We start from the raw sequence: 22858 nt of genomic DNA on the forward strand, positions 1-22858 counted from the left end.
GAGCGGTGACACGTCGAGTACGGAACGAGGGGGCGAAGTCCCGCGCTGGCAATCACCGCTCCAGCCGTGAGATGACCGTGCCGTGATGGCTGATGATTGTCAATAATCGTCAGTCGACATCGCCGCCCGACTGGGAAGCCGCGTGCGGGGACGCACATTTCGTTGCCGGATGGGGCCGTGCTAGGCCACGCCGTCAGGAGCCTCGGCGTCCTCCCCACCTCCATCGCTTCCCCGTCACGCCCTTCCGCGTCATGAATTCTGTCCCAGCATGAATCCTGTCCTCGCCGACCTGCCGACGACCATCTTCACGGTGATGTCGGGCCTCGCCCGAGAACTCGGTGCGATCAATCTCGGCCAGGGCTTCCCCGACGATCCGGGACCGGAGGACGTGCGCCGTCGGGCCGCCGAGGCGGTGCTGCACGGCGACAACCAGTACCCGCCGATGATGGGGCTGCCGACCCTGCGCTCGGCAATCGCGGCGCATTACGCGCATCACCAGGGCCTCGACCTCGACCCGATGGCGGAGGTGATGGTCACCTCGGGCGCCACCGAAGCCATCGCGGCAGCCCTGTTCGCCCTGATCGCGCCGGGGGACGAGGTGGTGCTGTTCGCCCCCCTCTACGACGCCTACCTCCCGCTGGTGCGTCGCGCCGGGGGCGTGGCCCGCATCGTGCCCCTGCAGCCCCCGCATTTCCGCCTCGACGCGTCGGCGCTTGCCGAGGCCTTCTCCGACCGGACGAAGCTCGTCGTCCTCAACAACCCGCTCAATCCCAGCGCCACGGTGTTCGGGCGGGAGGACCTGGCCCTACTGGCGGGGTTCTGCACCCGACACGACGTGGTGGCGGTCTGCGACGAGGTCTGGGAGCACATCGTGTTCGACGGCGCGCGGCACTGCCCGCTGATGGCCCTGCCGGGCATGCGCGCCCGCACCGTCAAGATCGGCTCGGCCGGCAAGATCTTCGGGCTGACGGGCTGGAAGGTCGGCTTCGTGATGGCGGCCCCGCCCCTGCTGCGGGTGGTGGCCAACGCGCACCAGTTCCTCACCTTCACGACGCCGCCCGCCCTGCAGGAGGCGGTGGCCTACGGTCTCGCAAAGGAGGACGGCTACTTCGACGGGATGCGGGCGCGTCTGGCCGCCTCCCGAGACCGCCTGACGGCGGGCCTGAGCGAGCGGGGCTTCCGGGTGCTGCCCTCCCATGGCACCTACTTCCTCAACGTCGACCTCGCGCCGCTCGGCTGGACCGACGACGTCGCCTTCTGCGACGCGCTGGTGCGCCGGCACGGAGTCGCGGCGATTCCCGTCAGCGCATTCTATCCCGACGCCGCGGTGCGCCACATCGTCCGGCTGTGCTTCGCCAAGGCCGATCCCGTCCTCGATGCGGCCCTCGACCGGCTTGCCTCCGTCGCCGGGGAGCGGGCCTGATGCGCGGGATCCAGCAGGTCGCGCCTGCGCGCGGCACGGTCGAACAGGTCGCGCTTGCGCGCAGTTGGGGCCGGGGCCACATCCTCGCCCATGACAACGCCGCGCATCCCCCGGAGCCCGCAGATGGACTTCACCCAATCCGCCGGTGCCACGACCCGCTTCAAGCCGAAGGCGGACGACCGGGAGGCGACGCTGCTGCGCCTGGAGGCGTTCGCGCACCTCATGGATTCGGCCTTCGTGATCCCGGGGATCAACCGCCGGGTGGGCCTCGACGCCCTGGTCGGCCTCGTGCCGGTGGTGGGGGATGTCGCCGGCATGCTGCTGGCCTCCTACATCGTGGTGGAGGCGCGCCGGCTCGGGGCCCCGCGCTGGCTGATCGCCCGGATGGCGATGAACATCGCCGCCGACGGGGCGCTCGGCGCCGTCCCCCTGGCGGGCGACCTGTTCGATGCGGCCTTCAAGGCCAACCGCCGCAACGTGCGCCTGCTGCGGCGCCACCTCGAGCGCCATGGCGGCCTGCGGCCCAACGAGATCGAAGGAACGGCCACCCGCATCGACGGCTGACATGCGGGATGGGGGGCGCCCGGTGAACGAGGTCGTGCGCCCCGACGCCACGCCGGCCGTCGCCCTGCCCCCGCCCACGCGCGGGCTCTCGCCGCTGAACCGGCGGCGGCTCGCCAATTTCCGGCGCAACCGCCTCGGCTACTGGTCCTTCCTGATCTTCACCGGGCTCTTCGTCACGAGCCTGTTCGCCGAATTCATCGCCAACGACCGGCCCCTCGTGGTCTCGTACAAGGGCGAGATCCTGTTTCCGGTCGTCATCGACTATCCGGACGAGAAGTTCGGCGGCTTCTACGCGCGTCCGGACTACCGCTCGGCGGAGACGCGCAAGGAGATCGCCGAGCACGGCTGGGCGATCTGGCCGCCGATCCCCTATTCCTACGCCACCATCATCCAGGGCCTGCCGACCCCCTCCCCCTCCCCGCCGACCTGGATGCTGACCGAGGCGCAGTGCCAGTCCGTCGGAAAGCCGTGCTCCGAACTCGAGACGCACTGGCTCGGCACCGACAACACCACCCGCGACGTGCTCGCCCGCATCATCTACGGCTTTCGCATCTCGGTGCTATTCGGGCTGATCCTCGCCCTGGTCTCCTCGGTGATCGGGGTGATCGCGGGGGCGGTCCAGGGCTATTTCGGCGGCTGGGTCGACCTCGCGCTGCAGCGCTTCATCGAGGTCTGGAGCGGGATCCCGACCCTCTACCTCATCATCATCATCTCGGCCTTCATCGAGCCGGGCTTCTTCGTCCTGCTGGGAATCCTGCTGCTGTTCTCGTGGGTGTCGCTGGTGGGCGTGGTGCGGGCCGAGTTCCTGCGGGCGCGCAACTTCGAATACGTGCGGGCCGCCCGCGCCCTCGGGCTGTCGAACATCCGCATCATGAGCCGCCACCTCCTGCCCAACGCGATGGTGGCGACGCTGACCTTCCTGCCCTTCATCCTGAACGGCTCGATCGGGACGCTGACCTCCCTCGACTTCCTCGGCTTCGGCCTGCCCCCCGGATCCGCGTCCCTCGGCGAGCTGCTGGCCCAGGGCAAGGACAACATCCAGGCGCCCTGGCTCGGGCTCACGGGCTTCTTCGTGGTCGCCGTGATGCTGAGCCTGCTGGTGTTTTCCGGAGAAGCGGTGCGCGACGCCTTCGATCCGCGCAAATCCTTCCGCTGACGGGCGCCGTCACCTCACGGACCCCGATTCTCAGAGCGGGCGCGGGCCGCCCTCGAGGAGCCAGCCCTTCGCCCGCAGCAGCAGGGCCGGCCGGACGCGGGCGACATCCTCGTCGTCCACGAGCGGCGAGGTCGAGAGCGCGGCGAGATAGGCCTGCTCGCTGGGACGGCAGGTCCGCAGCGCCGCATCCGCCGCGATCACCCGGCTGGACAGGGCGGCCTGCAGGGCGAAGTTGCGATGCAGGCAGGCGCGCCAGGCGCCATGGCGATCGGCCACGCCGGGCCGGTCCTCGGCCTGGGCGAGGGGGGCGGACAGGATCACGCAGAGCAGGGTGAGCGCCGGCAGGGCGCGGTCGCGGATCGTCATGGCGAGGCTTTCCCGAACCCGGCCACCCTCGCGCCGCCACGCTTAACCCATGATGAAAGGCTTGGATTGTCCCCAGTCCCGTTTCGGGACGCTTTTCCACGCAGCGCTCTCAACCCACCCTCGTGAGCGGTCAGTCGGGCCGAACGGCTTCAGCGGTTCGCGGTGGTGGCCGGCGAGGCGGCCCGGCCGAGGGAGACCCAGCCGACGGCGTTCTGGCTCTCGCGCTTGATGAAGGTGTAGCCGGTCTGGCGCCAGGGCAGGACGGCACTGGTCTTGTTGTCGAGGATGATGTCGCCGCGATCGGTGATCAGGGTAAGCACCGCATGGCCTTCGCCCTTCTCGTCGATCACGACCGTCATCCGCATGGCCCGGCGCGACAGGCCGGCCTCGGCCAGGAGCTTGCGCTTCACGAGCTGGAAGTCCTCGCAATCGCCCGAGCCGTCCTCGGCGAGGTCCCAGCGGTCCGGCACGTGCAGGTGATCCATGTCGGTCACCGCCTGGATGGACCGGTTCACCCGCCGGTTGACCGAGACGATGGTGGCCCAGGTCGCCGCGGTCAGGGTGATCTGGGCGGGCGCCGCCACATCCACCGCGCATTCCGCCGCGTAGCCCTGGCAGAAATCCACCCAGGCGGCGATCGGCCGGGCCGGGGCACCGGTGCTGACGGCGCTCGACACGGTCGGCAGCGCGGCGAGGGTCTGTGCCTGCGCCGAAGGGGCGAGGACGAGCCCGGCGACCAGGGCGACGCCCATCAGGGTCTTCGCTGTCAGGGCCTGGAGACGCCGGGAAAACACGTACCGCATGACCGCCTCGGGCCTCGTTAAGCTTCTGTTAACGAATGTCCCACGGCCGGCGTTGCACGACAATCGGCGGGTTAAGAAAAGGTTAACACTGTGGATGGCGGCGGCCCACGACGTGGGCGGGGCCGAATCCCGAGAGGACCAGAGCCGGCACGGCGGGGCGGCGGGCGTGCCGGGCGGCACGGGGCCGAGCCGGCGGACCAGCGGTTGCGCTTGCCGCATTTCGGCGCGGCCCCATCTCTCCCCGCGAGGGTGCAACAGACCAGGAGGACCAGGATCTTGATGCTTGCAATCGCTCGACCTTCGCGGACCGCCCGGCTGCGCCTTGGGCCGTCGCGTCTTAGACAGCCGCTTCTGGCGGGCCTGCTCGCCGCCGCGAGCCTCTCGGCCGCGCTGGCCGTCCCGGCCCGAGCCCAGGAGATGCCCTTCATCGATGCCGAGCGCGGCACCCTGCTGATCCACGGCAACTATTGCGGCCCGGGCAACCGCAGCCCGCGCCCTCCGGTGGACGCCCTCGACGTCGCCTGCATGCACCACGACCAGTGCTCGCCGCCGCGCGGGCAGATCCCCACCTGCGCCTGCAATGACCGCCTGCACCGGGAGGCGGAGGCGGTCTCCCTAGATCCGACGCAGGCCGAGACCCTGCGCGACACGGCGGGCTTCGTCGCCGACACCGCCACGGCGCTGCCCTGCCGGTAGCGGCCGTGGGGGTGGGACGTCGCGCCGGGCGTGACGTCCCACGCCGGATCAGGCCTGCGGCAGGTCCGGCGTGATGCCGAGGTTGGACAGCCCCTCGTCGAGCAGGTCGCCCGCGTTGGGAATGCCGAGGATCTCGCGGGCCGCACCCTCGCCGGCGGCTTCGCGCTCCCGGGCGAAGCGCACCGCGTCCGCCCATTCCTCCGGCTCCATGTCCCCGCGCCCGATATAGAGGAGCGCGAGCAGGTCGGCCCGCTCGTCGTCGTTGAGCGCGCCGATCATGTCGCGCAGTTCCTCCTCGGTGGCGTCGTCCGTTCCCGACATCAGCACGTCGGTGGCGCCGTCATCGATGGGGTTGGAGCCGGAATCGGGGTCGGTCGGCCCTTCCTTCACATCGACGGCGCGCACGCGCAGGATGATCTCGGTGACCTTGTCGACGGCGATGTCCATGAACGCATTCCCGGTTCGGCGGGCGCCCGCAGCGGCAGCCCTGAGCAGCGACAACGAGCGAGGTCCGATCCGGTTCGCGTCGTGCGCCCGGAGGCTGCGGTGACGCGCTGGGTCGGCGGCCTCGACGGCTGTCGCGGTGCCTGGGCCGGCGTCCTCCTCGACCTCGACGACCCGACGCGCTACCGCGCCGCGCGCTTTGCCCGGGTGGCCGATTTCCTCGACGCCGCCGAAGCGCCGCTGCGCGTCGGCATCGACATCCCCATCGGCCTCGACACGCATGTCACGGCGGGCGGCCGCGTGGCCGACCGTGCGGCGCGGGCCCGGCTCGGGGCGGGGCGCGCCAGCGTGTTTCCGGTGCCCGCCCGCGCGGCGGTCTATGCGGAGACCTACGCGGAAGCGAAGGTGCTCTCGCGGGCGAACAGCACGCCGCCCTTCGCGCCCTCGATCCAGTGCTGGAACATCCTGGCCTACATCCGGGAGGTGGACGGGCTGCTCCGCGCGCGGCCGGAACTCGGCGCGCGTCTGCACGAGGTGCATCCCGAGATCGCCTTCCGTCGCCTCAACGGCGACCGGCCCCTCGCGGCGGGCAAGAAAGGCCCGGCACGCGGGGCCGGACTCGCCGAACGCCGGGCGCTCCTGACCGCCGCCGGCCTGCCCGAGGGGCTGATCGCGGCCCGCCCGCGCGGGGTCGGAGCCGACGACCACCTCGACGCCCTGGCCGGCCTCGTCGTCGCCCGCGACCTCCTGGGAGGGACCGCCCGGCCGCTGCCCGATCCCCCCGGCCGCGACACGCACGGGTTGCCGATCGTGATCTGGATGCCGGACGGGCCGCCCCTGGCCCCGCACGAATTCCCTGCTAAAGCGGGGGCCTGAAGCGAAACCGCAGGAGGCACGCGTGACCCAGGATCTACCGGTTCGCGACATCGCACGGGCGCTGGTGTTCGACCCGGACCAGCGCCTCCTCCTCATCGCCTACGAGGCGGTGCGCCCCATCGATCCGGCGACCCCTGAGGCCCGCACCTTCTGGTTCATGCCCGGCGGCGGGCTGGAGGCGGGCGAGACCCACGTGGAGGCCTGCCGGCGCGAATTGTCGGAGGAGATCGGCGTGCACGATGCCGAGATCGGACCGCAGGTCGCCGCCTGCGACGGTCCCTTCCACCTGTTCCGCGCGCCGCGCTTCGCCCGCGAGCGCTACTTCGTGGTCCGGCTCCCCGACGCCACCGTCGACACCAGCCGGCTCGCCGAGACCGAGGACAACCCGGTGCTCGGAACCCGCTGGTGGACGCTCGATGAACTCGACGCGACGGCGGAACGGATCGAGCCGGCCGGGCTTGCCCGGGTGGCGCGTGCTGTCGCCGAGGGTCGGCTCCCGGACTCGCCTTTCGCCCTCAGCTGGCAGCCGCGCTGATCCGGCATGCCGCAGGACGGCACGCTTTCATCCCTCTACCCTGGCCTCCACCCTGCCCTCCAACCTGAAACGAGGATCCCCGTATGTTTCCTGAGAAGCTCAAAGCCGGCTATCGCTCGTTCATCGACGGACGGCTGACCGACGAGGCCAAGCGCTATGCGAAGCTGGCCGAGAGCCAGAGCCCGGAAGTGCTGATGATCAGCTGTTGCGACAGCCGGGTCTCGCCCGAGGTCATCTTCAATACCGGACCGGGCGAACTCTTCGTCATCCGCAACGTCGCCAACATCGTTCCGCCCCATGAGACGGGCGGCGACTTCCACGGCACCTCGGCGGCGATCGAGTTCGCGGTGGAGGGTCTGGAGGTCAAGCACATCGTCGTGCTCGGGCATGCCACCTGCGGCGGTATCAAGGCTTACGCGAATCCCGCCAAGCCCCTCTCGAACAGCGACTTCATCGGAAGCTGGGTCTCGCTGGTCGAGCCCGCCGCCGCCATGGCGGGCAACCCGAGCGATCCGGATTACCTCACGCGGCTCGAATACTCGATGGTCGCGCAGAGCCTCAAGAACCTGATGACCTTCCCCTTCGTGCGCACGCGCGTCGAGAGCGGACGCCTCGCCCTGCACGGGGCCCATTTCGGCATCGCACGCGGGGAACTCCTCCTGCGCGACCCGGAGACCGGCGAGTTCAAGCCGGCCGTCGATCAGGCCGGCCGGAGCCTGAGCCCCGCCTCGCTGATCGGCTGCGTCGAGCAGTAAGGCACCCCCGAACGAAAAGGACGTCGAGCCCCGGGCTCGACGTCCTTCTCGTCTCGAACCATGCCGGGCGACGCGCCCGGCATGTCATTTCACGCGATCAGCGAGCGCCGGGCAGGCGCTGGGCCATCTGGTAGTGCGACTGCAGCACCGGCAGGGCCTGCTCCGCATGGGCGCGCAGGGCCGGGTTCGGGCCGGACGCCGCGTAGGCGCGGAACATGCCGATCGTCATCTCGTGGGACTGCACCTGCATGCGGCCGTAGAGGCTGTCGAAGCGCGGGCCGGCCGGGGTCTGCGACAGCTCGGCCAGCATCGCCTGCTGCTGCGGGTTCGGCGGGATGATCGTGGTGCCGGCGGTGGTGTCCACGTCGCCCCGGAAGGCACGGCTCCCGGCCTCGGCGCCGCGCGCCGCACCGCTGCCGATGCCCTCGACGCCGCCCACCGGGCCGCCGCTCAGGGTGCCGCCGACGACACCGGTGGCGATCCCCGTGGCGGCGCCGACCGCGCCACCGGCCACCGCGAGGGGTGCCGTGATCAGGCCGCCCACACCTTCGCCGCCGCGCACGGCCGCGTAATTGTTCTCGCCGCCGGCCAGCGCCACGTTGGCGGCGCGGTGGTCGCGGACGGCCTCGCGGGCGAAGCGCAGAACCTGCGGGTTACGGCTCTTGCTGAGGGCGATCTGGCTCGACTGGATCTCGAAGGCGTTGGCCTGCATCGCCTCCATGCGGAAATCGCCCTGCATGCCCTGTGCGAAGGCCGGGGTGGCGAGGGCGGCGAGAACGGCGGTGGCGGCGAAAGTCGTCTTGATCATGAGAACCTCGAAAAGAGTTGGAGTCCGTGACAGGCGCCGGCCCGAAGCAGTACAGCCTCTGGGCGGCATCGATCCGTCGCGGTTGTGGGGCCAACGAACCCCGAACGATACGGTTCCCCATAAAGAACATCTCTTCCTTGTGCCGAACGCAAACGCATCCGGTCTTTCCAAGGCCAAGCTTCGTGCATTCTATAGCCTCGTGGTGGCTCCCGGATCTGGTCCTCGTCCCGGTGGACAGGCTCGCGTCGACGCTCTCAAAAAACCTCTGGGGGCCGGTGGCGTGCCGCAGTTTGCCGCCGGGCCGTTTGGCTCTAGCCTGTCGGGGTTTCGTGCCGCTTCGTAGGAAGCCACTCCGATGCAGACCTTGCTCGTTCCCGTCGCGTCGCATGACGCGCTCCCCTCGGTCTTCGAGACCGCGATCCTCGCCGCCCGGCGCTTCGGCAGCCTCATCGAAGGCGTGTCCCTGCGCCCGGCGCTCGCCGAGTACGTCCCCGTCGACATGGTGGGCGGCATGACCTGGCTGCGTGACGAGGAGGCCGACAAGGCCGAGGCCGAGACGGCGGGCCAGGCGTTCGTCGCCTTCATGGAGCAGGCCGGGCTGCCGCTGGCGGCGCAGGGCCCCTGCACGCCGGAGACGGTCGCGGCCGCTGGAGCCCGCTACCGCTGGCGGGCCGACGTGCCGGCGGGGGATGCCTTCCTCGGGCAATATGCCCGCCTGTTCACCGCCACCGTCGTGGGCCGGCCCGGCGGTTCGGATGGCACGCCGCGCATGACCACCTTCGAGACCGCGCTGTTCGAGAGCGGCCGGCCCATCCTGCTCGCCCCCCCGATCGCCCCGGCGACGCTCGGCGAGGCGATCCTGATCGCCTGGAACGGCTCCACGGAGACCGCCCGGGCCGTGGCCTTCGCGATGCCGTTCCTGCGTCAGGCCCGGCGCATCCGGGTGATCAGCGTCGAGGGCGGCACGGTGCCGGGGCCGAGCGCGGAGGATCTGGCCCAGGCGCTCGCCTGCGAGGGCATCGCGGCCGATTTCCGGGCCTATTCGGCCGGCCGGCGCACCCCGGGGGAAGTCTTCCTGACGGAGGCCGAAACCTTCGGCTGCGACCTGCTGATCAAGGGGGCCTACACCCAGAGCCGCCTGCGCCAGATGATCTTCGGCGGGCCGACGAGCCACCTCCTGGCCCATGCCGGCATCCCGATGCTGATGGCGCATTAGGGCGTCGGTTCCGGCTAGCGCAGGCCGTCCCATCGTCAACGTTTCAACGGGCCGCAGGCCCGGGCATCCGGGTCGCGCGCAATTGACTTGCGCATGCATCCCGATTGGGCGCAGCCTGCGGGAGGCCGGCAGGGATCGGTCGCCAGGAACTTGCGCATGACGTCGTCGACCGTTGCCCTCGCCCTCTCCGGCCTGACCTTGAGCCTCGGACTCACCCTGGGCCTGACTGCCCCGGCCCGCGCCGAGGCCCCCGTGGTCCGCATCCGGGGTACGATCGAGGCGGTGGACGGGACGAACGTCACGATCAAGCCGCGCCTCGGCGCACCCGTGCAGGTCAGGCTCGGCGAGGCCGTGCGCGTGGCCACCGCCAACACCGCCAAGATCAGCGACATCCAGTCCGACAGCTACATCGGCACCGCCGCGACCCCGCAGGCGGACGGCACCCTCAAGGCCCTCGAGGTCGCGGTCTTCGCGCCGAGCATGCGCGGCACCGGCGACGGCCACTACCCGTGGGACCTCGAGAAGGAGAACACCATGACCAACGGTGCGGTGGGCGCCCTCTCGGGCACCGCCGGCCGCACGATCACGGTGACCTACAAGGGCGGCGAGAAGACCATCACGGTGCCGGAGGACGTGCCGGTGGTTTCCATCGCCCCCGGCGACGTCGGCAAGATCCGGCCGGGCGCCCGGGTCGTGGCCTTCACCCGGGCCGATGCCGGCGGCACCGCCGTGGCCGACCGCATGATCGTGGGCGAGAACGGCACCGTCCCGCCCATGTGATCGTCGGGATCCCGATGAGAACCGCCCGATGAGAATCGCGCGGGCCTCCGTGCCCGGTCGACGCGCAAGGAAGAACGCCATGATGAAGACGCTGCTCACCGGCCTGACCCTCGGCCTCGTCGTCGCGACGGCCCCGGCCCGCGCCGACGACATCGTGCGCTACCGGGGCACCATCGAGGCCATCGACGGCTCGACCCTGACGATCAAGCCCCGCACCGGCGAGGCGAAGACCGTGACCTTCGGGAGCGACACCAAGATCCTGGCCGCCAGCAGCGGCCAGATCTCGGACATCAAGTCCGAGAGCTACATCGGCACCGCCGCGATCCCGCAGCCCGACGGCACCCAGAAGGCCCTGCAGGTGACGGTGTTCGCCTCCTCCCTGCGCGGCACCGCCGACGGGCACTACCCGTGGGATCTCGGCGCGAACTCCACCATGACCAACGGCGCCATCGGCAGCCTGTCGGGCACGGAGGGCCGCACCCTCCTGGTCAAGTACAACGGCGGCGAGAAGAAGGTGTTGGTGCCCGAGGACGTGCCGGTGACCCTGGTCGATCCCGGCGAGAAGAGCATCGTGGTGGCCGGCGCCAAGGTCGTGGCCTTCACCAAGGCCGGTCCCGACGGCAAGCTCAACGCCGCAATCCTCATCGTCGGCCGCAACGGCACCGTCCCGTCGATGTGAGCGCATCCCGCCCCGCCGGCACCCGCCGGCGGGACGGAGGACAGCATTCCGAGGTCCGGAGATTTCCCGTTGACGATCGTGCCCGAAACGCCCGCGCGCCTCACGGTGATCCACCCCCTCGTGGTGCGGATCACCCACTGGATCAACGCGGTGGCGGTGTTCTGCATGCTGTTCAGCGGCTGGGCGATCTACAACGCCTCGCCGCTGTTCCCCTTCGTGTTCCCGAAATGGGCGATCCTCGGCGGCTGGCTCGGCGGCGCACTCGCCTGGCACTTCGCCGCGATGTGGCTGTTCGCCCTGAACGGTCTCGCCTACGTGCTCTACGGCCTGCTCGCCCGGCACTTCGCCACCGCCTTCCTGCCCCTGAGCCCGCGCGCCGTCTGGCGCGATGCCGGGGCGGCCCTGCGCCTGTCCCTCGCCCACCGGGTCGGGCGCTACAACGCCGTGCAGCGCCTCGCCTACGTGGTCGCGGTCGTCCTCGGCCTCCTGCTCGTCGCCTCGGGCTGCGCCCTGTGGAAGCCGGTGCAGTGGCAGGGGCTCACGAACCTGTTCGGCGGCTACGAGTGGGCGCGCCGGGTCCACTTCTTCGCCATGGCGGGCCTGGGCGCCTTCATCGTCCTGCACCTCGCCCTCGTCCTCGTCGTGCCGCGCACGCTCGTGGCGATGATCACCGGCCGCGCCCGCGTCGCCGAGGAGCCCGTTCGCTGATGCCCCGCAATCCCGACGACGCCGCCCGCCTGCGGGCCCTGCGCCGCGACATCGCCCCGGAACTGGCCGGCCTCGAACGCCGCATGGTCCTGCGCGGCGGCCTCTCGCTCGGCGCCCTGACCCTTCTCTCCGGCTGCGACCTCTCCACGGGGAGCAACGGCACCCTGGCCGACCGGGTGCTCTGGACGATGTCGCGGGCCAACGACCGGGTGCAGCAGTGGCTGTTCGACCCGGCGACCCTGGCCCCGACCTACCCGGCCTCGATGATCGACACGCCGTTCCGCTTCAACGCCTATTACCCGCCGGACAACATCCCGGAGATCGACACGGCGACCTGGAAGCTCGACGTCGGCGGCCGCGTCGCCGACAAGGCGTCCTGGACGCTCGCGAAGCTGCGCGCCCTGCCGCAGGAGAGCCAGATCACCCGGCACATCTGCATCGAGGGCTGGAGCCAGATCGGTCAGTGGAGCGGCGTGCCCCTGCGGACCTTCCTGGAGCGCACCGGCGCGGACCTGACCGCGAAGTATGTCGGCTTCAAATGCACCGACCGCTATTACGGCAGCCTCGACATGCCGAGCGCGCTCCACCCGCAGACCATCCTGGCCCTCGACTTCGCCGGCCAGACGCTGGCTCCCGAATACGGCTATCCCGTGCGGGTGCGGGTGCCGACCAAGCTCGGCTTCAAGAGCCCCAAGCACATCGCGGAGATCTTCGTGACCAACGATTATCCGGGCGGCTACTGGGAGGACCAGGGCTACAACTGGTTCAGCGGGATCTGAGCGGGGCGCCCCTCGCATCGGCCACGGTTCCGCTCTACATCGCTGCGCGATGAGCACCGACTTCACCCTCGACCCGCGGCTTGCCGCCGACACCGTGCATGTGGGCGACCTCGCCCTGTGCAGCGTCCTCCTCATGGACGATGCCCGCTTCCCCTGGCTGATCCTGGTGCCGCGCCGGGCCGGCGCCAGCGAGATCACCGATCTCGGGCCGGACGACGCCCACGCCCTCATGGACGAGATGCGCCTCGCCACCGGGGTGATGCTGGAACTGGCCAAGCCCGACAAGGTCAACGTCGCGGCCCTCGGCAACATGGTGCCCCAGCTCCACGTCCACGTGATCGGGCGCTTCCGCTCCGATCCCGCCTGGCCGAAGCCGATCTGGGGCGTCGGCACCGCGACCCCCTACCCGCACCACGCGCGCGCCCAGATGATCGAGCGCATCGGCGCCCTGTTCGCGGCGGCCTGAGGCGATGCCCGATTCCGCGAACCGGCTCGGCTACGTCCACAGCCGCCTCGTGCGTCACTCCGCCGAGAGCGCGGCGGCGATCCCGGATTTCGGCGCGGAGGGCGACCGGATCGTGATCCTGGCCGGCGACCGGGTCCTGCTGTCCGGCGACACCGCCCTCCTCACCCCCGCCGAGGCGTCACGGGCGGGGGTGCCCGGCCTGACCCTGTTCCTCGGCCGCCTCGACGGGGCCCCGGTCTTCGCCGCCGCCTTGCCGGCGGAGGTGGCGGAGGCGTACGACGCCGAGCCGCCGTTCCGCAGCAACGACCTGCGCAGCCTCGCCGGCGAGGGCCGGATCGCAGCCCACGAACTCGGGCTGCTCGCCACCGCGAAGTCGCTGCTCGGCTGGCACGCGCGCCACGGCTTCTGCGCCAATTGCGGAACCCCGACGACGCTGGCGGCCGGCGGCTACCGCCGCGAATGCGCGGCCTGCGGGACGCACCACTTCCCCCGCACCGATCCCGTGGTGATCATGCTCATCACCCGGGGCGAGGCCTGCCTGCTCGGCCGCTCGCCGCGCTTCAACGAGGGCATGTATTCCTGCCTCGCCGGCTTCCTCGAACCCGGCGAGACCATCGAGGACGCCGTGCGGCGCGAGACCTTCGAGGAGGTCGGCCTGACCATCGGCGCGGTGCGCTACCACGCCTCGCAGCCCTGGCCGTTTCCCGCCTCGCTGATGATCGGCTGCGTCGCGGAGGCGCTCGACGACGCCATCACGATCGACCCCGTGGAACTCGCCGATGCGCGCTGGTTCACGCGGGCGGAGGCCGCGGCGATGCTGGAGGCCCGCCACCCGGAGGGCTTCACCGCTCCGCCCCCCCTGGCGATCGCCAACCTGCTGGTGCGGGCCTTCGTGGACGGGCGGGTGTGAGGCCCGATCTCAGGTGAGAACCCGGATCGGCGCCCCGTCGAGGAAGGCGCCGATATCCTCCACGATCTCGGGGAAGTAGGTGCGGTAGTTGCGCTCGGTGACATAGCCGAGATGCGGCGTCGCCAGCACGTTGGGCAGGGTGCGCCAGGGCGAATCCGGCGGCAGCGGCTCGGTTTCGAAGACGTCGAGGCCGGCGCCCGCGATGGCGCCCGCCCGGAGCGCGGCGAGCAGGGCCGCTTCGTCGACGATCGCGGCGCGCGACGTGTTGATGAGGAGGGCATCGGGCCGCATCCGGCTCAAGGCACGCGCATCGATCAGGCCCCGCGTGCGGTCGCCGAGGACGAGGTGGATCGAGACGACGTCGCTCGCCTCCAGCAGCGCCTCCAGGGAGGGCGCCAGGGCGACGCCCTCCGCCTCCGCGCGCTCGGTCGTGAGGTTCCGGCTCCAGGCGCTGACCTGCATGCCGAAGGCCTGCGCGATCCGGGCGACGCGGGCGCCGGTCTTGCCGAGGCCGAGGAGGCCGAGGCGGCGGCCGGCGAGGTCCGTGCCGACGCTGCCCTGCCAGGGCCCGCCGGACCGCAGGGCCTGGACCTCGGGCACGAGGTGGCGGGCAAGCCCGAGGATCAGCGCGAAGGTGAGTTCCACCGGCGGCTCGGGGTGGCTCGCGGTGCCGCAGACCGTGACGCCGTGCGCCTTCGCGGCGGCGAGGTCGATCGACGCGTTGCGCATGCCGCTGGTGAGGAGGAGCTTCAGCCGCGGCAGGCGCGCGAACAACGCGGCCGGGAACGGCGTGCGCTCGCGCATCATCACCACGATCTCGCAATCCCGGATCGCGTCGACCAGCGCGTCCTGCGTCGCGAAGGTGGTGCGCAGGTCCCGCAGCACGAGGCGGTCCGTCAGCCCCGACCAGTCCGCCATCGTCGGACCGACGCCCTGGTAGTCGTCGAGGATCGCGCAGGTCAGCATGGGACATCCTGTCTGGGGAGGACCGGGCTAGCGCACGGCGAACCGGTTGGCCAGCGGCCCCGAAGCTTTGACTCCCGCGCACGAAACCGGCACCCCGGGATCCAATATGATCACGGTTCGTTCTCTATCCTGAGACGGGTTCCGGAAGCGGGAGCGAGGGAGATGGCACTGACGTCCGAGCCGCCCGCCTATGCCGAACTCGTCGTCACCACGAACTTCTCGTTCCTGCGGGGAGCCTCGCATCCCGGCGAGATGGTGGGCCAGGCCGCCGAACTCGGGCTGCACGCCATCGGCATCGCCGACCGCAACACCCTGGCGGGCATCGTGCGGGGCCATGCCGAGGTCAAGCGCCGCAAGGCGGCGGGCGAGCCGGGCATCCGCTTCCTGCCGGGCGTGCGGCTCGTGACCGAGGCCGGCTTCGAGGCCGTGGCCTACCCGATGGACCGGGTTGCCTACGGGCGCCTGTGCCGGCTCCTCACCCGGGGCAACCGCCGGTCCGAGAAGGGCCAGTGCCGGTTCGACTTTTCGGAGCTGCTGGAGGCCAGCGAGGGGCAGATGCTGATCGCGGTCCCGCCCGAGCATCTCGGCGACGACGACCCCTTCCTGTCTCACCTCGCGGACCTCGCCGCCCACGCCCCCGGCCGGGTCACCCTGGCGGGGAGCCATCGCCGGCGCGGCGACGAGCGCCGCCGCCTCGGGCGTCTCGCGGAACTCGGCGCGCGCCTCGGCGCCCCCCTGGTGGCGGTCTCGGACGCGCTCTACCACCACCCGGACCGGCGCCCCCTGCAGGACATCGTCGCCTGCATCCGCGAGGGCTGCACCCTGGCGTCGGCGGGCTACCGCCTGGAGGCCAATGCCGAGCGCCACCTGAAGCCGGCCGCCGAGATGGCGCGCCTGTTCGCCGACCACCCGGAGGCCCTGGCCCGCACCATCGAGATCGTGCAGGCCTGCGACTTCTCCCTCGATGAACTCAAGTACGAGTATCCCGACGAGCCGGTGCCGCCGGGATCGACCGCGCAGGGTTACCTGACCGACCAAGTCCTGCACCGGGCCCGCTGGCGTTATCCGGAGGGTATACCAGAACAAATCATGAACACGATCCACGAGGAACTGCGTCTCATCGAGAAGATGGACTATGCGCGCTACTTCCTGACTCTGTTCGACATCGTCGAATTCGCCCGCAAGCGCGGCATCCTCTGCCAGGGGCGCGGCTCGGCGGCCAATTCGGTGGTCTGCTACTGCCTCGGCATCACGGCGGTCGACCCCACCGAGATCCGGCTGCTGTTCGCGCGCTTCATCTCGGAGAACCGGGCCGAGCCCCCCGACATCGACGTGGATTTCGAGCACGAGCGCCGCGAGGAGGTGATCCAGTACCTCTACGACCGCTACGGCCGCGACCGCGCCGCGATCTGCGCCACGGTGATCCACTACCGCCCGCGCAGCGCCATCCGGGAGGTCGGCAAGGTCTTGGGGTTGCCCCCCGACATCACCGGCGTGATGGCCGACACGGTCTGGGGCTCCTGGGGCAAGGACCTGCCGGACGCGCATATCCGGCAGGCCGGCCTCGACCCGGACAACCCGTCGATCCGGCAGGCGCTGGAGCTCGCCCATGCGCTGATCGGCTTCCCGCGCCACCTCTCGCAGCATGTGGGCGGGTTCGTGCTGACGCGCGGGCGCCTCGACGAGACCGTGCCGGTGGGCAACGCCGCCATGGCGGACCGCACCTTCATCGAGTGGGACAAGGACGACATCGACGTGCTCGGCCTGATGAAGGTCGACGTGCTGGCGCTCGGCATGCTGAGCTGCCTGCGCCGGGGCGTCGATTTCCTCCAGCGCGACTATGGGCACGACTACCCGACCCTGGCCGACCTGCCGCGCGAGGACCCCGCCACCTACGCGATGCTGGCGAAGGCCGATTCGGTCGGCGTGTTCCAGGTCGAGAGCCGGGCCCAGATGTCGATGCTGCCGCGCCTGAAGCCGCGGGAATTCTACGACCTCGTGGTGCAGGTGGCGATCGTCCGGCCCGGGCCGATCCAGGGCGACATGGTCCATCCCTACCTGCGCCGCCGCCAGGGGCTGGAGCCCGTCAGCTACCCCTCCCCCCATCCCGATCACGGGCCGAAGGACGAGCTGGAGAGCGTGCTGAAGCGGACCTACGGCGTGCCCCTGTTCCAGGAGCACGCCATGCAGATCGCGATCACGGCCGCCGGCTTCGCGCCGTCCGAGGCCGACGGCCTGCGCCGGGCCATGGCGACCTTCCGGCACAACGGCCAGATCGTGAACTTCCGCACCAAGTTCGTGGAGGGCATGGTGGCACGCGGCTACCCGCGCGACTTCACCGAGCGCTGCTTCAAGCAGATCGAGGGGTTCTCGACCTACGGCTTCCCCGAGAGCCACGCGGCGAGCTTCGCGCTGCTGGTCTACGCCTCGGCCTGGATGAAGTGTCGGCACCCGGACGTCTTCCTCGCCGCCATCCTGAACTCCCAGCCCATGGGGTTCTACCAGCCGGCGCAGCTCGTGCGCGATGCCCGCGCCCACGGGGTCGAGGTGCGGAGCGTCGACGTCAATGCCAGCGACTGGGACTGCACCCTGGAGCCGGCCTCCGAGCCCCCGCCCCCCGGCGTGGCGCGGCGCCTCGCCGTGCGCCTCGGCCTGCGCCAGGTCAGCGGGGTGCCGCAGGCCGCCATGCACCGCCTCGTGGCGCTGCGCGGCAACGGCTACGCCAGCATCGAGGGGTTGCAGGCGGCCCTGGCGCTGCCCCGCAACGCCCTGGAGCGGCTGGCCGAGGCGGATGCGTTCCGCTCCCTCGACCTCGACCGGCGGGCCGCCCTCTGGGCGGTGCGGACCCTGGAAGGCACCTCCGCCCGCAAGGCCGCCCTGCGGGCCGCCGGCGACCGGCGGGCCCATCTCCTCGACACGCCGATGCCGCTCTTCGCCTTCCACGCCGATGACGGGCTGTTTCGCCACGAGCCTGCGGTGAGCCTCCCCGCCATGGCGGCCTCCGAGCACGTGGCGGAAGATTACGCCGCCACCGGCCTCTCCCTGAAGGGCCACCCGGTGGCGTTCTTCCGGACCCGGCTCGCCCGGATCGGCGCGATCCCCGCCCGCGACCACCATGACGGGGCCAAGGTGGCCAACAACGCCCGGATCATGGTGGCGGGCCTCGTCCTCACCCGGCAGCGGCCGGGCACGGCGCGCGGCACCGTGTTCCTGACCCTGGAGGACGAGACCGGCATCGCCAACGTCATCGTCTGGCGCGACGTGTTCGAGGCCAACCGCGCCGTGGCCATGGGTGCCCGCTTCCTCGCGGTGCGGGGCCGGGTGCAGCGCCAGGGCCTCGTCGTGCACCTGCTGGCCGAGCGGTTCCGCGACCTCTCGCCGGCCCTGCGCGACCTGCGCGCCGGGGGCCTGCGCCTGCCGCCCGAGACCACGGATTTCGGCGCCCCCGAGGATCGGCGGATTTACCGCAGCCGCGATTTCCATTGAGGCCGAAACGCGACCGGGCACGATCCGAGCTGGTCAGCCGTTGCCGCCGCCCGTAAATCTGGTGCGATTCCAAAGAGACGACGACGCTGCCCCGATCTTCGACGCGTACCTCCGAGATTCCGGCCTCCAAGATTCCGGCCTCCAAGATTTCTGCTTCGTGGTGGAAGGGCTGGCAGGCCGTCCACGCGACCGAACGCCTGCGCGCGCGCATCTGGCTCGGCGAGGCCGCCGCCGTGGCCGCCTCGGCCCTGGCCCTGGCCCTGCGCTTCGCCCTCGACGACGTGCTGCCGCCGGGCTTTCCCTACCTGACCTTCTTCCCGGCCGTGATCCTCACGACCTTCTTCTTCGGCCTGCGCCCCGGCATCACCTGCGCGATTCTGAGCGGGCTCGCCGCCTGGTACTTCTTCATCCCGCCGGCCAGCGCCTTCCTCATCGACGGGCCGACCGCGCTGGCCCTGGCCTTCTACGCCTTCATCGTCACGGTCGACATCGCGCTGATCCACATCATGCACCGGGCGGGCGAGCGCCTGCGCACCGAGCAGGCGGTGACGGCGGGGCTCTACGAGCAGCAGCGCACCATGTTCCAGGAGCTGCAGCACCGGGTCGCCAACAACATGCAGTTCGTGGCCGCCCTGCTCACCCTGCAGAAGCGCAAGGTCGGGGACGACCCGAAGGCGGCGCTGACCGCCCTCGACGAGGCGCGGGTGCGGCTGGAGACGATCTCCCGCATCCACCGCCGCCTCTACGACCCGAGCAGCATCGAGGCCCCCGTCGGCCAGTACCTGAAGGAACTCTGCGCCGACCTCCTCGACGCCACGGGCGCGCAGAACATCGTCTGCCTCGTGGACATGCCCCCGGTGCGCCTCGACCTCACCCGACTGACCACCCTGTCGCTCCTCGTGGTCGAGGTGGTCACCAACGCCCTCAAGCACGCCTTCCCGGCGGGTGGGCGGGGCACCATCACGATCCAGATCGAACGGATCGACGCGGAGCGGCTCCGGCTCACCATCGCGGATGACGGACGCGGCATGCCGGTGGATTTCGACCCCGGCACCACGCGCAGCCTCGGCTTTCGCATCGCGCAGGGGCTGGCCGGACAGTTGGGCGGGCAGCTCGCCTACAGCAACGAGGGCGGTACCGTGGTCCGCCTCGCCTTCCAGGCCTGAAGCACTCCGCCCCTCGGCGGCGCGGACCGTCGTTGTCACACCCGCCAGCTTGCAAATTCGACCGGCTTATCTGACGAAGACAGCCGGCGAAGCTGCGCCGTACTGGCCCGTGAGCGGGAGCGAAGCATGGAAACCATCGGCCGTGACCTGCGCGAGATGCAGCGCGTCCCCCTCGCGGCCTCGCATATCGCGGCGCTGCGGGCCGCCGGCACCGAGCGGCTTTATCCGGCCGGGACCTTCCTCGCGCGGGCCGGCCAGCCGGCCGACCGCTTCGTCTACGTCCTCACGGGCGAGATCGAGGTGGTGGACCCCTTCACGGACGAGCGGCACCTCCCGTCCACCCTCGGGCCGACGCAGTTCATGGGGGAGATCGCCTTCCTGAACGGCGGCAACTGGTCGATGCCGATGCGGGCGGTGACGGAGACCCGCGTCATCGAGGTGCCGCGCCCGGAGATGCTGCGGCTGATGTCCGAGATCCCGGAGATGTCGGACATCGTGATCACGGTGCTGGCGGCCCGGCGGCGACGGCAGCTCGATTCGCGCGACGGCACCCTGGTGCTGATCGGCGAGGACGACGACCGCGCCGTTCGGCGGATCGCGGAGTTCGCCAGCCGCAACCGCCTCCCCTACCAATCCTATGCCCTGGGCAGCCCGGAGGCGGCCCGCGTCGCGACGAGCTGCGCCATCGGGGCCGACCGGCCCGCGGTGATCTTCGGCCGCGACGTGGTCCTGACCGATCCGACCCCCGACAAGGTCGCCCACCTGCTCGGCCTCAACCACGACCTCGTGGACGACGAGGTCTTCGACGTGCTCATCGTCGGCGGCGGCCCGGCCGGCGTGGCGGCCGGCGTCTATGCGGGCGCGGAGGGCCTGCGCGCCCTGGTGGTGGAGGACGTCGCCATCGGCGGGCAAGCCGGCACGTCGAGCCGGATCGAGAACTACATGGGATTCCCGACCGGGATCTCCGGGGCCGACCTCGTCTGGCGGGGCGAGGTCCAGGCGATGAAGTTCGGGACGCGGTTCGCGATGCCGCGGCGGGTGGCCAAGCTGGAGCGGCTCGCGGATGGGGGCTTCTGCGCGACCTTCGAGACCGGCCAGCGCGTGCGCGGGCAGGCCGTCGTCGTGGCGACCGGGGTGCAGTACCGGCGCCTGCCGATCGAGCGCCTCGAGGCGTTCGAGGGCGCGGGCGTCTACTACGCGGCGACGGAAATCGAGGCGCGCTACTGCCGGAACGCCGAGGTGGTCATCATCGGCGGCGGCAATTCCGCCGGGCAGGCGGCGATGTTCCTCAGCCGCGCGGCCCGTCACGTCCGCCTCCTGGTGCGGGGGCCGTCGCTCGCGACCTCGATGTCGCGCTACCTTTCGAGCCGCCTGGAGGCCGATCCGGCGATCACGATCGAGTACGGGGCCGAGGTCGCCGCCCTCCACGGGGCGGATCGCCTGGAGGCGGTGACGATCCGCAGCGTCGGCGACGGCGGCTCCCGCCGCCTCGCGACCTGCGCGGTCTTCATCATGGTGGGGGCCGCGCCCAACACCCGCTGGCTCTCGGGCCTCGTCGAACTCGACAGCCACGGCTTCGTGCTGACCGGGGACATCGACGGCGCGGGCTCGCCCTACGCCACGTCGCATCCGGGCATCTTCGCGGTGGGCGACGTGCGGGCCGGCTCCGTCAAGCGCGTCGCCTCGTCGGTCGGCGAGGGCTCGGTGGTGATCTCCAAGGTCTGGGAGCACGTCCGCGCCCGGACCTGAGCCCGGCGGGCTCGCGCGCATACGGACCCAGCGCGAACGGTTCGCGCCGGGTCCGGATCGTACACGATCAGTACTCGATCACGTCCTCCAGGGCGTAGTGCTTCACCGTCTTCCGATTGGCGATGAGCTCGTCGATGGTCGGCTCGCCCCGCATGGCGCGCCCGATGGCGAGCTTCGTCGCCTCGTAGTTGGTGCGGTAGAGGTCCTTCTGGTCGAGGTTGGCGTCTTCGGCGCAGCGCGGGTCGAGCCAGATCATGATGATCATGCACAGGTCGTCGAGGCCGTCCTTCGGCAGCACGCCCTCGATCACGCAGTCGATGATCGCGTCGCCGGTGGCGGCCTGGACCACGCCGCCGAGGAGCTCGACGTAGGCCGCCGTGTGAATCGTCGCCTTCGTGGTCATCATCGTGGCCGGGCGCACGAGCTGGTTGAGGTCGCGCACCACGAACATCCGGGTGTGGCCCTGGACCTGCCCCATCATGCCGGCGAAGGCCTGGCCCGCCGGGCCCCGGGTGGAGCCGATCAGCACTTCGGGCATGGCGTCGGTGTACTGTCCGTCCGCCGCGAGCACGGTCGCCTCGCCGGTACGGAACCAGATCTCGGACATGGGGTCTTCCTCCAACGCTGTTTCGATGGCCCCGGCGGGCCGGGGACGGGTCGGGCGGACAAACACCACCGGGCCGGGGGCCGTCAATCGCGGCGCGGCGCGCCGTCGGCCACCCCCTGGCCTCGCGCCCCGGGATCGGTCATGCAGGGCCGCCGGGATCGACGGCACGGTAAGAGGCGCGTGACCCGATGAGCACGGAACGGGACTGGAGCTTGGCGGTGGCGGCGGAGGCCGGGGGCGTACGGGTCGAGATCGACCTGCCCGACCTGGAGGGCCGGCCCGTCACGGCGATCCTGGCGCTGAGCCGGGAGGAGGCCCGCACCCTCGCCCGGGCGCTGCTGGCCGCCTCGGGCGACGCGATGGAGCGGACGTTCCCCCACGTGCCCGGCGGGGCCTAGGCCAGGCGCGCCCTAGAGCCCGACGCGGTTGCTGCGGCCGGGCAGGCGCGGCACCTTGGCGTCGCGGGGCTCGATCGGCGCGGCGCAGGTATAGGTGAACTCGGTCTGCAGGTCGGTGAACACGGTCTCGCCGCTGATCCGGCAATCCTCGCGCACAGTCTCGTTCAGGTAGGTGCGCGCCGCCTCGCGGAAACGCTTGACCCGGGTCAGGGCCGGGTCGCCCCCGGCCAGCGCGTCGTCGATGCCGCAGCCCGTGGTCTCCCGCAGGGCGTTCGAGACGATCAGCATCCGGCGCACCCGGCGCTGGTCGTAGACCTCGTAGGGGTCCTTGCAGCCGATGGTCACGACCTGGGGCGTCAGGCTGACATAGGTCTTCGAGATGTAGGCAAAGCCCGTGCAGCCCGAGGCGACGAGCCCGAGCGCGACGGTGGCGACGAGGGAGCCGGTGAGCCGGTACACGTTTCGGACGCCCTTCGCTGATCTCGGGCCATGGTTGAGCCGGACCGGCATTGAAGCGCAGGC

25 protein-coding genes are annotated in these 22858 nt (G+C 71.1%); 18 read left to right on the forward strand and 7 right to left on the reverse strand.

Annotation, left to right across the window (positions count from 1 at the left end; all coding sequences use genetic code 11):
- The first annotated feature begins 268 nt into the window (after positions 1–268).
- The 3 genes from OF380_RS05140 (at position 269) to OF380_RS05150 (ending at position 3143) form a co-directional block, all read left to right on the forward strand.
- Positions 269–1423 carry an aminotransferase gene (locus tag OF380_RS05140; protein ID WP_264049692.1) on the forward strand — a complete coding sequence of 385 codons (1155 nt, stop codon included), beginning with the start codon at positions 269–271 and terminating at the stop codon, positions 1421–1423.
- Between the two features lie 123 nt (positions 1424–1546).
- Positions 1547–1987 carry a DUF4112 domain-containing protein gene (locus tag OF380_RS05145; RefSeq protein ID WP_264049693.1) on the forward strand — a complete coding sequence of 147 codons (441 nt, stop codon included), beginning with the start codon at positions 1547–1549 and terminating at the stop codon, positions 1985–1987.
- Between the two features lie 22 nt (positions 1988–2009).
- A complete protein-coding gene (locus tag OF380_RS05150; RefSeq protein ID WP_404810539.1) occupies positions 2010–3143 on the forward strand; it encodes an ABC transporter permease in 1134 nt (377 codons plus the stop codon).
- A 30-nt stretch (positions 3144–3173) separates the two neighbouring features.
- Here the strand turns inward: OF380_RS05150 and OF380_RS05155 are convergent, their stop codons facing one another.
- Both OF380_RS05155 and OF380_RS05160 read right to left on the reverse strand, forming a co-directional pair.
- Positions 3174–3509, reverse strand: coding sequence for a hypothetical protein (locus tag OF380_RS05155; protein WP_264049695.1), 336 nt, complete (start codon positions 3507–3509; stop codon positions 3174–3176).
- A 149-nt stretch (positions 3510–3658) separates the two neighbouring features.
- Positions 3659–4312 (reverse strand): transglutaminase-like cysteine peptidase, encoded by a 654-nt coding sequence (locus OF380_RS05160; RefSeq protein WP_264049696.1) that lies wholly within the window; start codon positions 4310–4312, stop codon positions 3659–3661.
- Positions 4313–4591: 279 nt separating this feature from the next.
- On the opposite strand from OF380_RS05160, the gene OF380_RS05165 reads away from it, so the two are divergent.
- Positions 4592–5008, forward strand: a complete 417-nt coding sequence (locus OF380_RS05165; RefSeq protein ID WP_264049698.1) for a hypothetical protein — start codon at positions 4592–4594, stop codon at positions 5006–5008.
- A gap of 48 nt (positions 5009–5056) precedes the next feature.
- Here OF380_RS05165 and OF380_RS05170 read toward each other — a convergent pair whose 3' ends face one another.
- Complete coding sequence (locus tag OF380_RS05170; protein ID WP_264049699.1) at positions 5057–5455, reverse strand: DUF3775 domain-containing protein; 399 nt, start codon at positions 5453–5455, stop codon at positions 5057–5059.
- Between the two features lie 99 nt (positions 5456–5554).
- On the opposite strand from OF380_RS05170, the gene OF380_RS05175 reads away from it, so the two are divergent.
- The 3 genes from OF380_RS05175 to OF380_RS05185 all read left to right on the forward strand — a co-directional run bounded on the left by OF380_RS05175 (position 5555) and on the right by OF380_RS05185 (position 7618).
- Positions 5555–6328, forward strand: a complete 774-nt coding sequence (locus OF380_RS05175; RefSeq protein WP_264049700.1) for a DUF429 domain-containing protein — start codon at positions 5555–5557, stop codon at positions 6326–6328.
- 22 nt (positions 6329–6350) lie between these two features.
- Positions 6351–6863 carry an NUDIX hydrolase gene (locus tag OF380_RS05180; protein ID WP_264049701.1) on the forward strand — a complete coding sequence of 171 codons (513 nt, stop codon included), beginning with the start codon at positions 6351–6353 and terminating at the stop codon, positions 6861–6863.
- 83 nt (positions 6864–6946) lie between these two features.
- On the forward strand, positions 6947–7618 hold the full coding sequence (locus tag OF380_RS05185) for a carbonic anhydrase (RefSeq protein WP_264049702.1): 672 nt from the start codon (positions 6947–6949) through the stop codon (positions 7616–7618).
- 97 nt (positions 7619–7715) lie between these two features.
- On the opposite strand, the gene OF380_RS05190 is transcribed toward OF380_RS05185, so the two are convergent.
- Positions 7716–8426, reverse strand: a complete 711-nt coding sequence (locus tag OF380_RS05190) for a DUF4142 domain-containing protein (RefSeq protein ID WP_264049703.1) — start codon at positions 8424–8426, stop codon at positions 7716–7718.
- A 355-nt stretch (positions 8427–8781) separates the two neighbouring features.
- Between OF380_RS05190 and OF380_RS05195 the strand changes: the two genes are divergently transcribed.
- From OF380_RS05195 to nudC, 7 genes are all read left to right on the forward strand, one after another.
- Positions 8782–9642 carry a universal stress protein gene (locus tag OF380_RS05195; RefSeq protein ID WP_264049704.1) on the forward strand — a complete coding sequence of 287 codons (861 nt, stop codon included), beginning with the start codon at positions 8782–8784 and terminating at the stop codon, positions 9640–9642.
- Positions 9643–9798: 156 nt separating this feature from the next.
- A complete protein-coding gene (locus OF380_RS05200) occupies positions 9799–10422 on the forward strand; it encodes a hypothetical protein (protein WP_264049705.1) in 624 nt (207 codons plus the stop codon).
- A 79-nt stretch (positions 10423–10501) separates the two neighbouring features.
- Positions 10502–11101, forward strand: coding sequence for a hypothetical protein (locus OF380_RS05205; protein WP_264049706.1), 600 nt, complete (start codon positions 10502–10504; stop codon positions 11099–11101).
- A 75-nt stretch (positions 11102–11176) separates the two neighbouring features.
- Complete coding sequence (locus tag OF380_RS05210; protein WP_404810598.1) at positions 11177–11809, forward strand: cytochrome b/b6 domain-containing protein; 633 nt, start codon at positions 11177–11179, stop codon at positions 11807–11809.
- Positions 11809–12588: a molybdopterin-dependent oxidoreductase gene (locus OF380_RS05215; protein WP_264049708.1), complete on the forward strand. Its 780-nt coding sequence runs from the start codon at positions 11809–11811 to the stop codon at positions 12586–12588. Before OF380_RS05210 ends, OF380_RS05215 begins: the two co-directional genes overlap by 1 nt.
- A 49-nt stretch (positions 12589–12637) precedes the next feature.
- Positions 12638–13054 (forward strand): HIT domain-containing protein, encoded by a 417-nt coding sequence (locus OF380_RS05220; RefSeq protein ID WP_264049709.1) that lies wholly within the window; start codon positions 12638–12640, stop codon positions 13052–13054.
- Positions 13055–13058: 4 nt separating this feature from the next.
- Entirely contained in the window at positions 13059–13964 is a 906-nt protein-coding gene (nudC, locus tag OF380_RS05225; RefSeq protein WP_264049710.1) for an NAD(+) diphosphatase, read from the forward strand.
- A gap of 9 nt (positions 13965–13973) precedes the next feature.
- On the opposite strand, the gene OF380_RS05230 is transcribed toward nudC, so the two are convergent.
- A complete protein-coding gene (locus OF380_RS05230) occupies positions 13974–14930 on the reverse strand; it encodes a D-2-hydroxyacid dehydrogenase family protein (RefSeq protein WP_264049711.1) in 957 nt (318 codons plus the stop codon).
- A 162-nt stretch (positions 14931–15092) separates the two neighbouring features.
- Between OF380_RS05230 and OF380_RS05235 the strand changes: the two genes are divergently transcribed.
- The 3 genes from OF380_RS05235 (at position 15093) to OF380_RS05245 (ending at position 21331) form a co-directional block, all read left to right on the forward strand.
- Positions 15093–18416 (forward strand): error-prone DNA polymerase, encoded by a 3324-nt coding sequence (locus OF380_RS05235; RefSeq protein ID WP_264049712.1) that lies wholly within the window; start codon positions 15093–15095, stop codon positions 18414–18416.
- A 233-nt stretch (positions 18417–18649) separates the two neighbouring features.
- Complete coding sequence (locus OF380_RS05240) at positions 18650–19582, forward strand: sensor histidine kinase (protein WP_404810540.1); 933 nt, start codon at positions 18650–18652, stop codon at positions 19580–19582.
- A gap of 126 nt (positions 19583–19708) precedes the next feature.
- Positions 19709–21331: an FAD-dependent oxidoreductase gene (locus OF380_RS05245; RefSeq protein WP_264049713.1), complete on the forward strand. Its 1623-nt coding sequence runs from the start codon at positions 19709–19711 to the stop codon at positions 21329–21331.
- A 67-nt stretch (positions 21332–21398) separates the two neighbouring features.
- Here the strand turns inward: OF380_RS05245 and fae are convergent, their stop codons facing one another.
- Positions 21399–21938, reverse strand: coding sequence for a formaldehyde-activating enzyme (gene fae / locus OF380_RS05250; protein ID WP_264049714.1), 540 nt, complete (start codon positions 21936–21938; stop codon positions 21399–21401).
- A 188-nt stretch (positions 21939–22126) separates the two neighbouring features.
- On the opposite strand from fae, the gene OF380_RS05255 reads away from it, so the two are divergent.
- Positions 22127–22336 carry a hypothetical protein gene (locus OF380_RS05255; RefSeq protein WP_264049715.1) on the forward strand — a complete coding sequence of 70 codons (210 nt, stop codon included), beginning with the start codon at positions 22127–22129 and terminating at the stop codon, positions 22334–22336.
- A 12-nt stretch (positions 22337–22348) separates the two neighbouring features.
- Here OF380_RS05255 and OF380_RS05260 read toward each other — a convergent pair whose 3' ends face one another.
- A complete protein-coding gene (locus OF380_RS05260; RefSeq protein ID WP_264049716.1) occupies positions 22349–22795 on the reverse strand; it encodes a hypothetical protein in 447 nt (148 codons plus the stop codon).
- Between the last annotated feature and the right edge of the window lie 63 nt (positions 22796–22858).

The sequence above is a fragment of the Methylobacterium sp. FF17 genome (genome assembly GCF_025813715.1).
GTDB lineage: Bacteria > Pseudomonadota > Alphaproteobacteria > Rhizobiales > Beijerinckiaceae > Methylobacterium > Methylobacterium flocculans.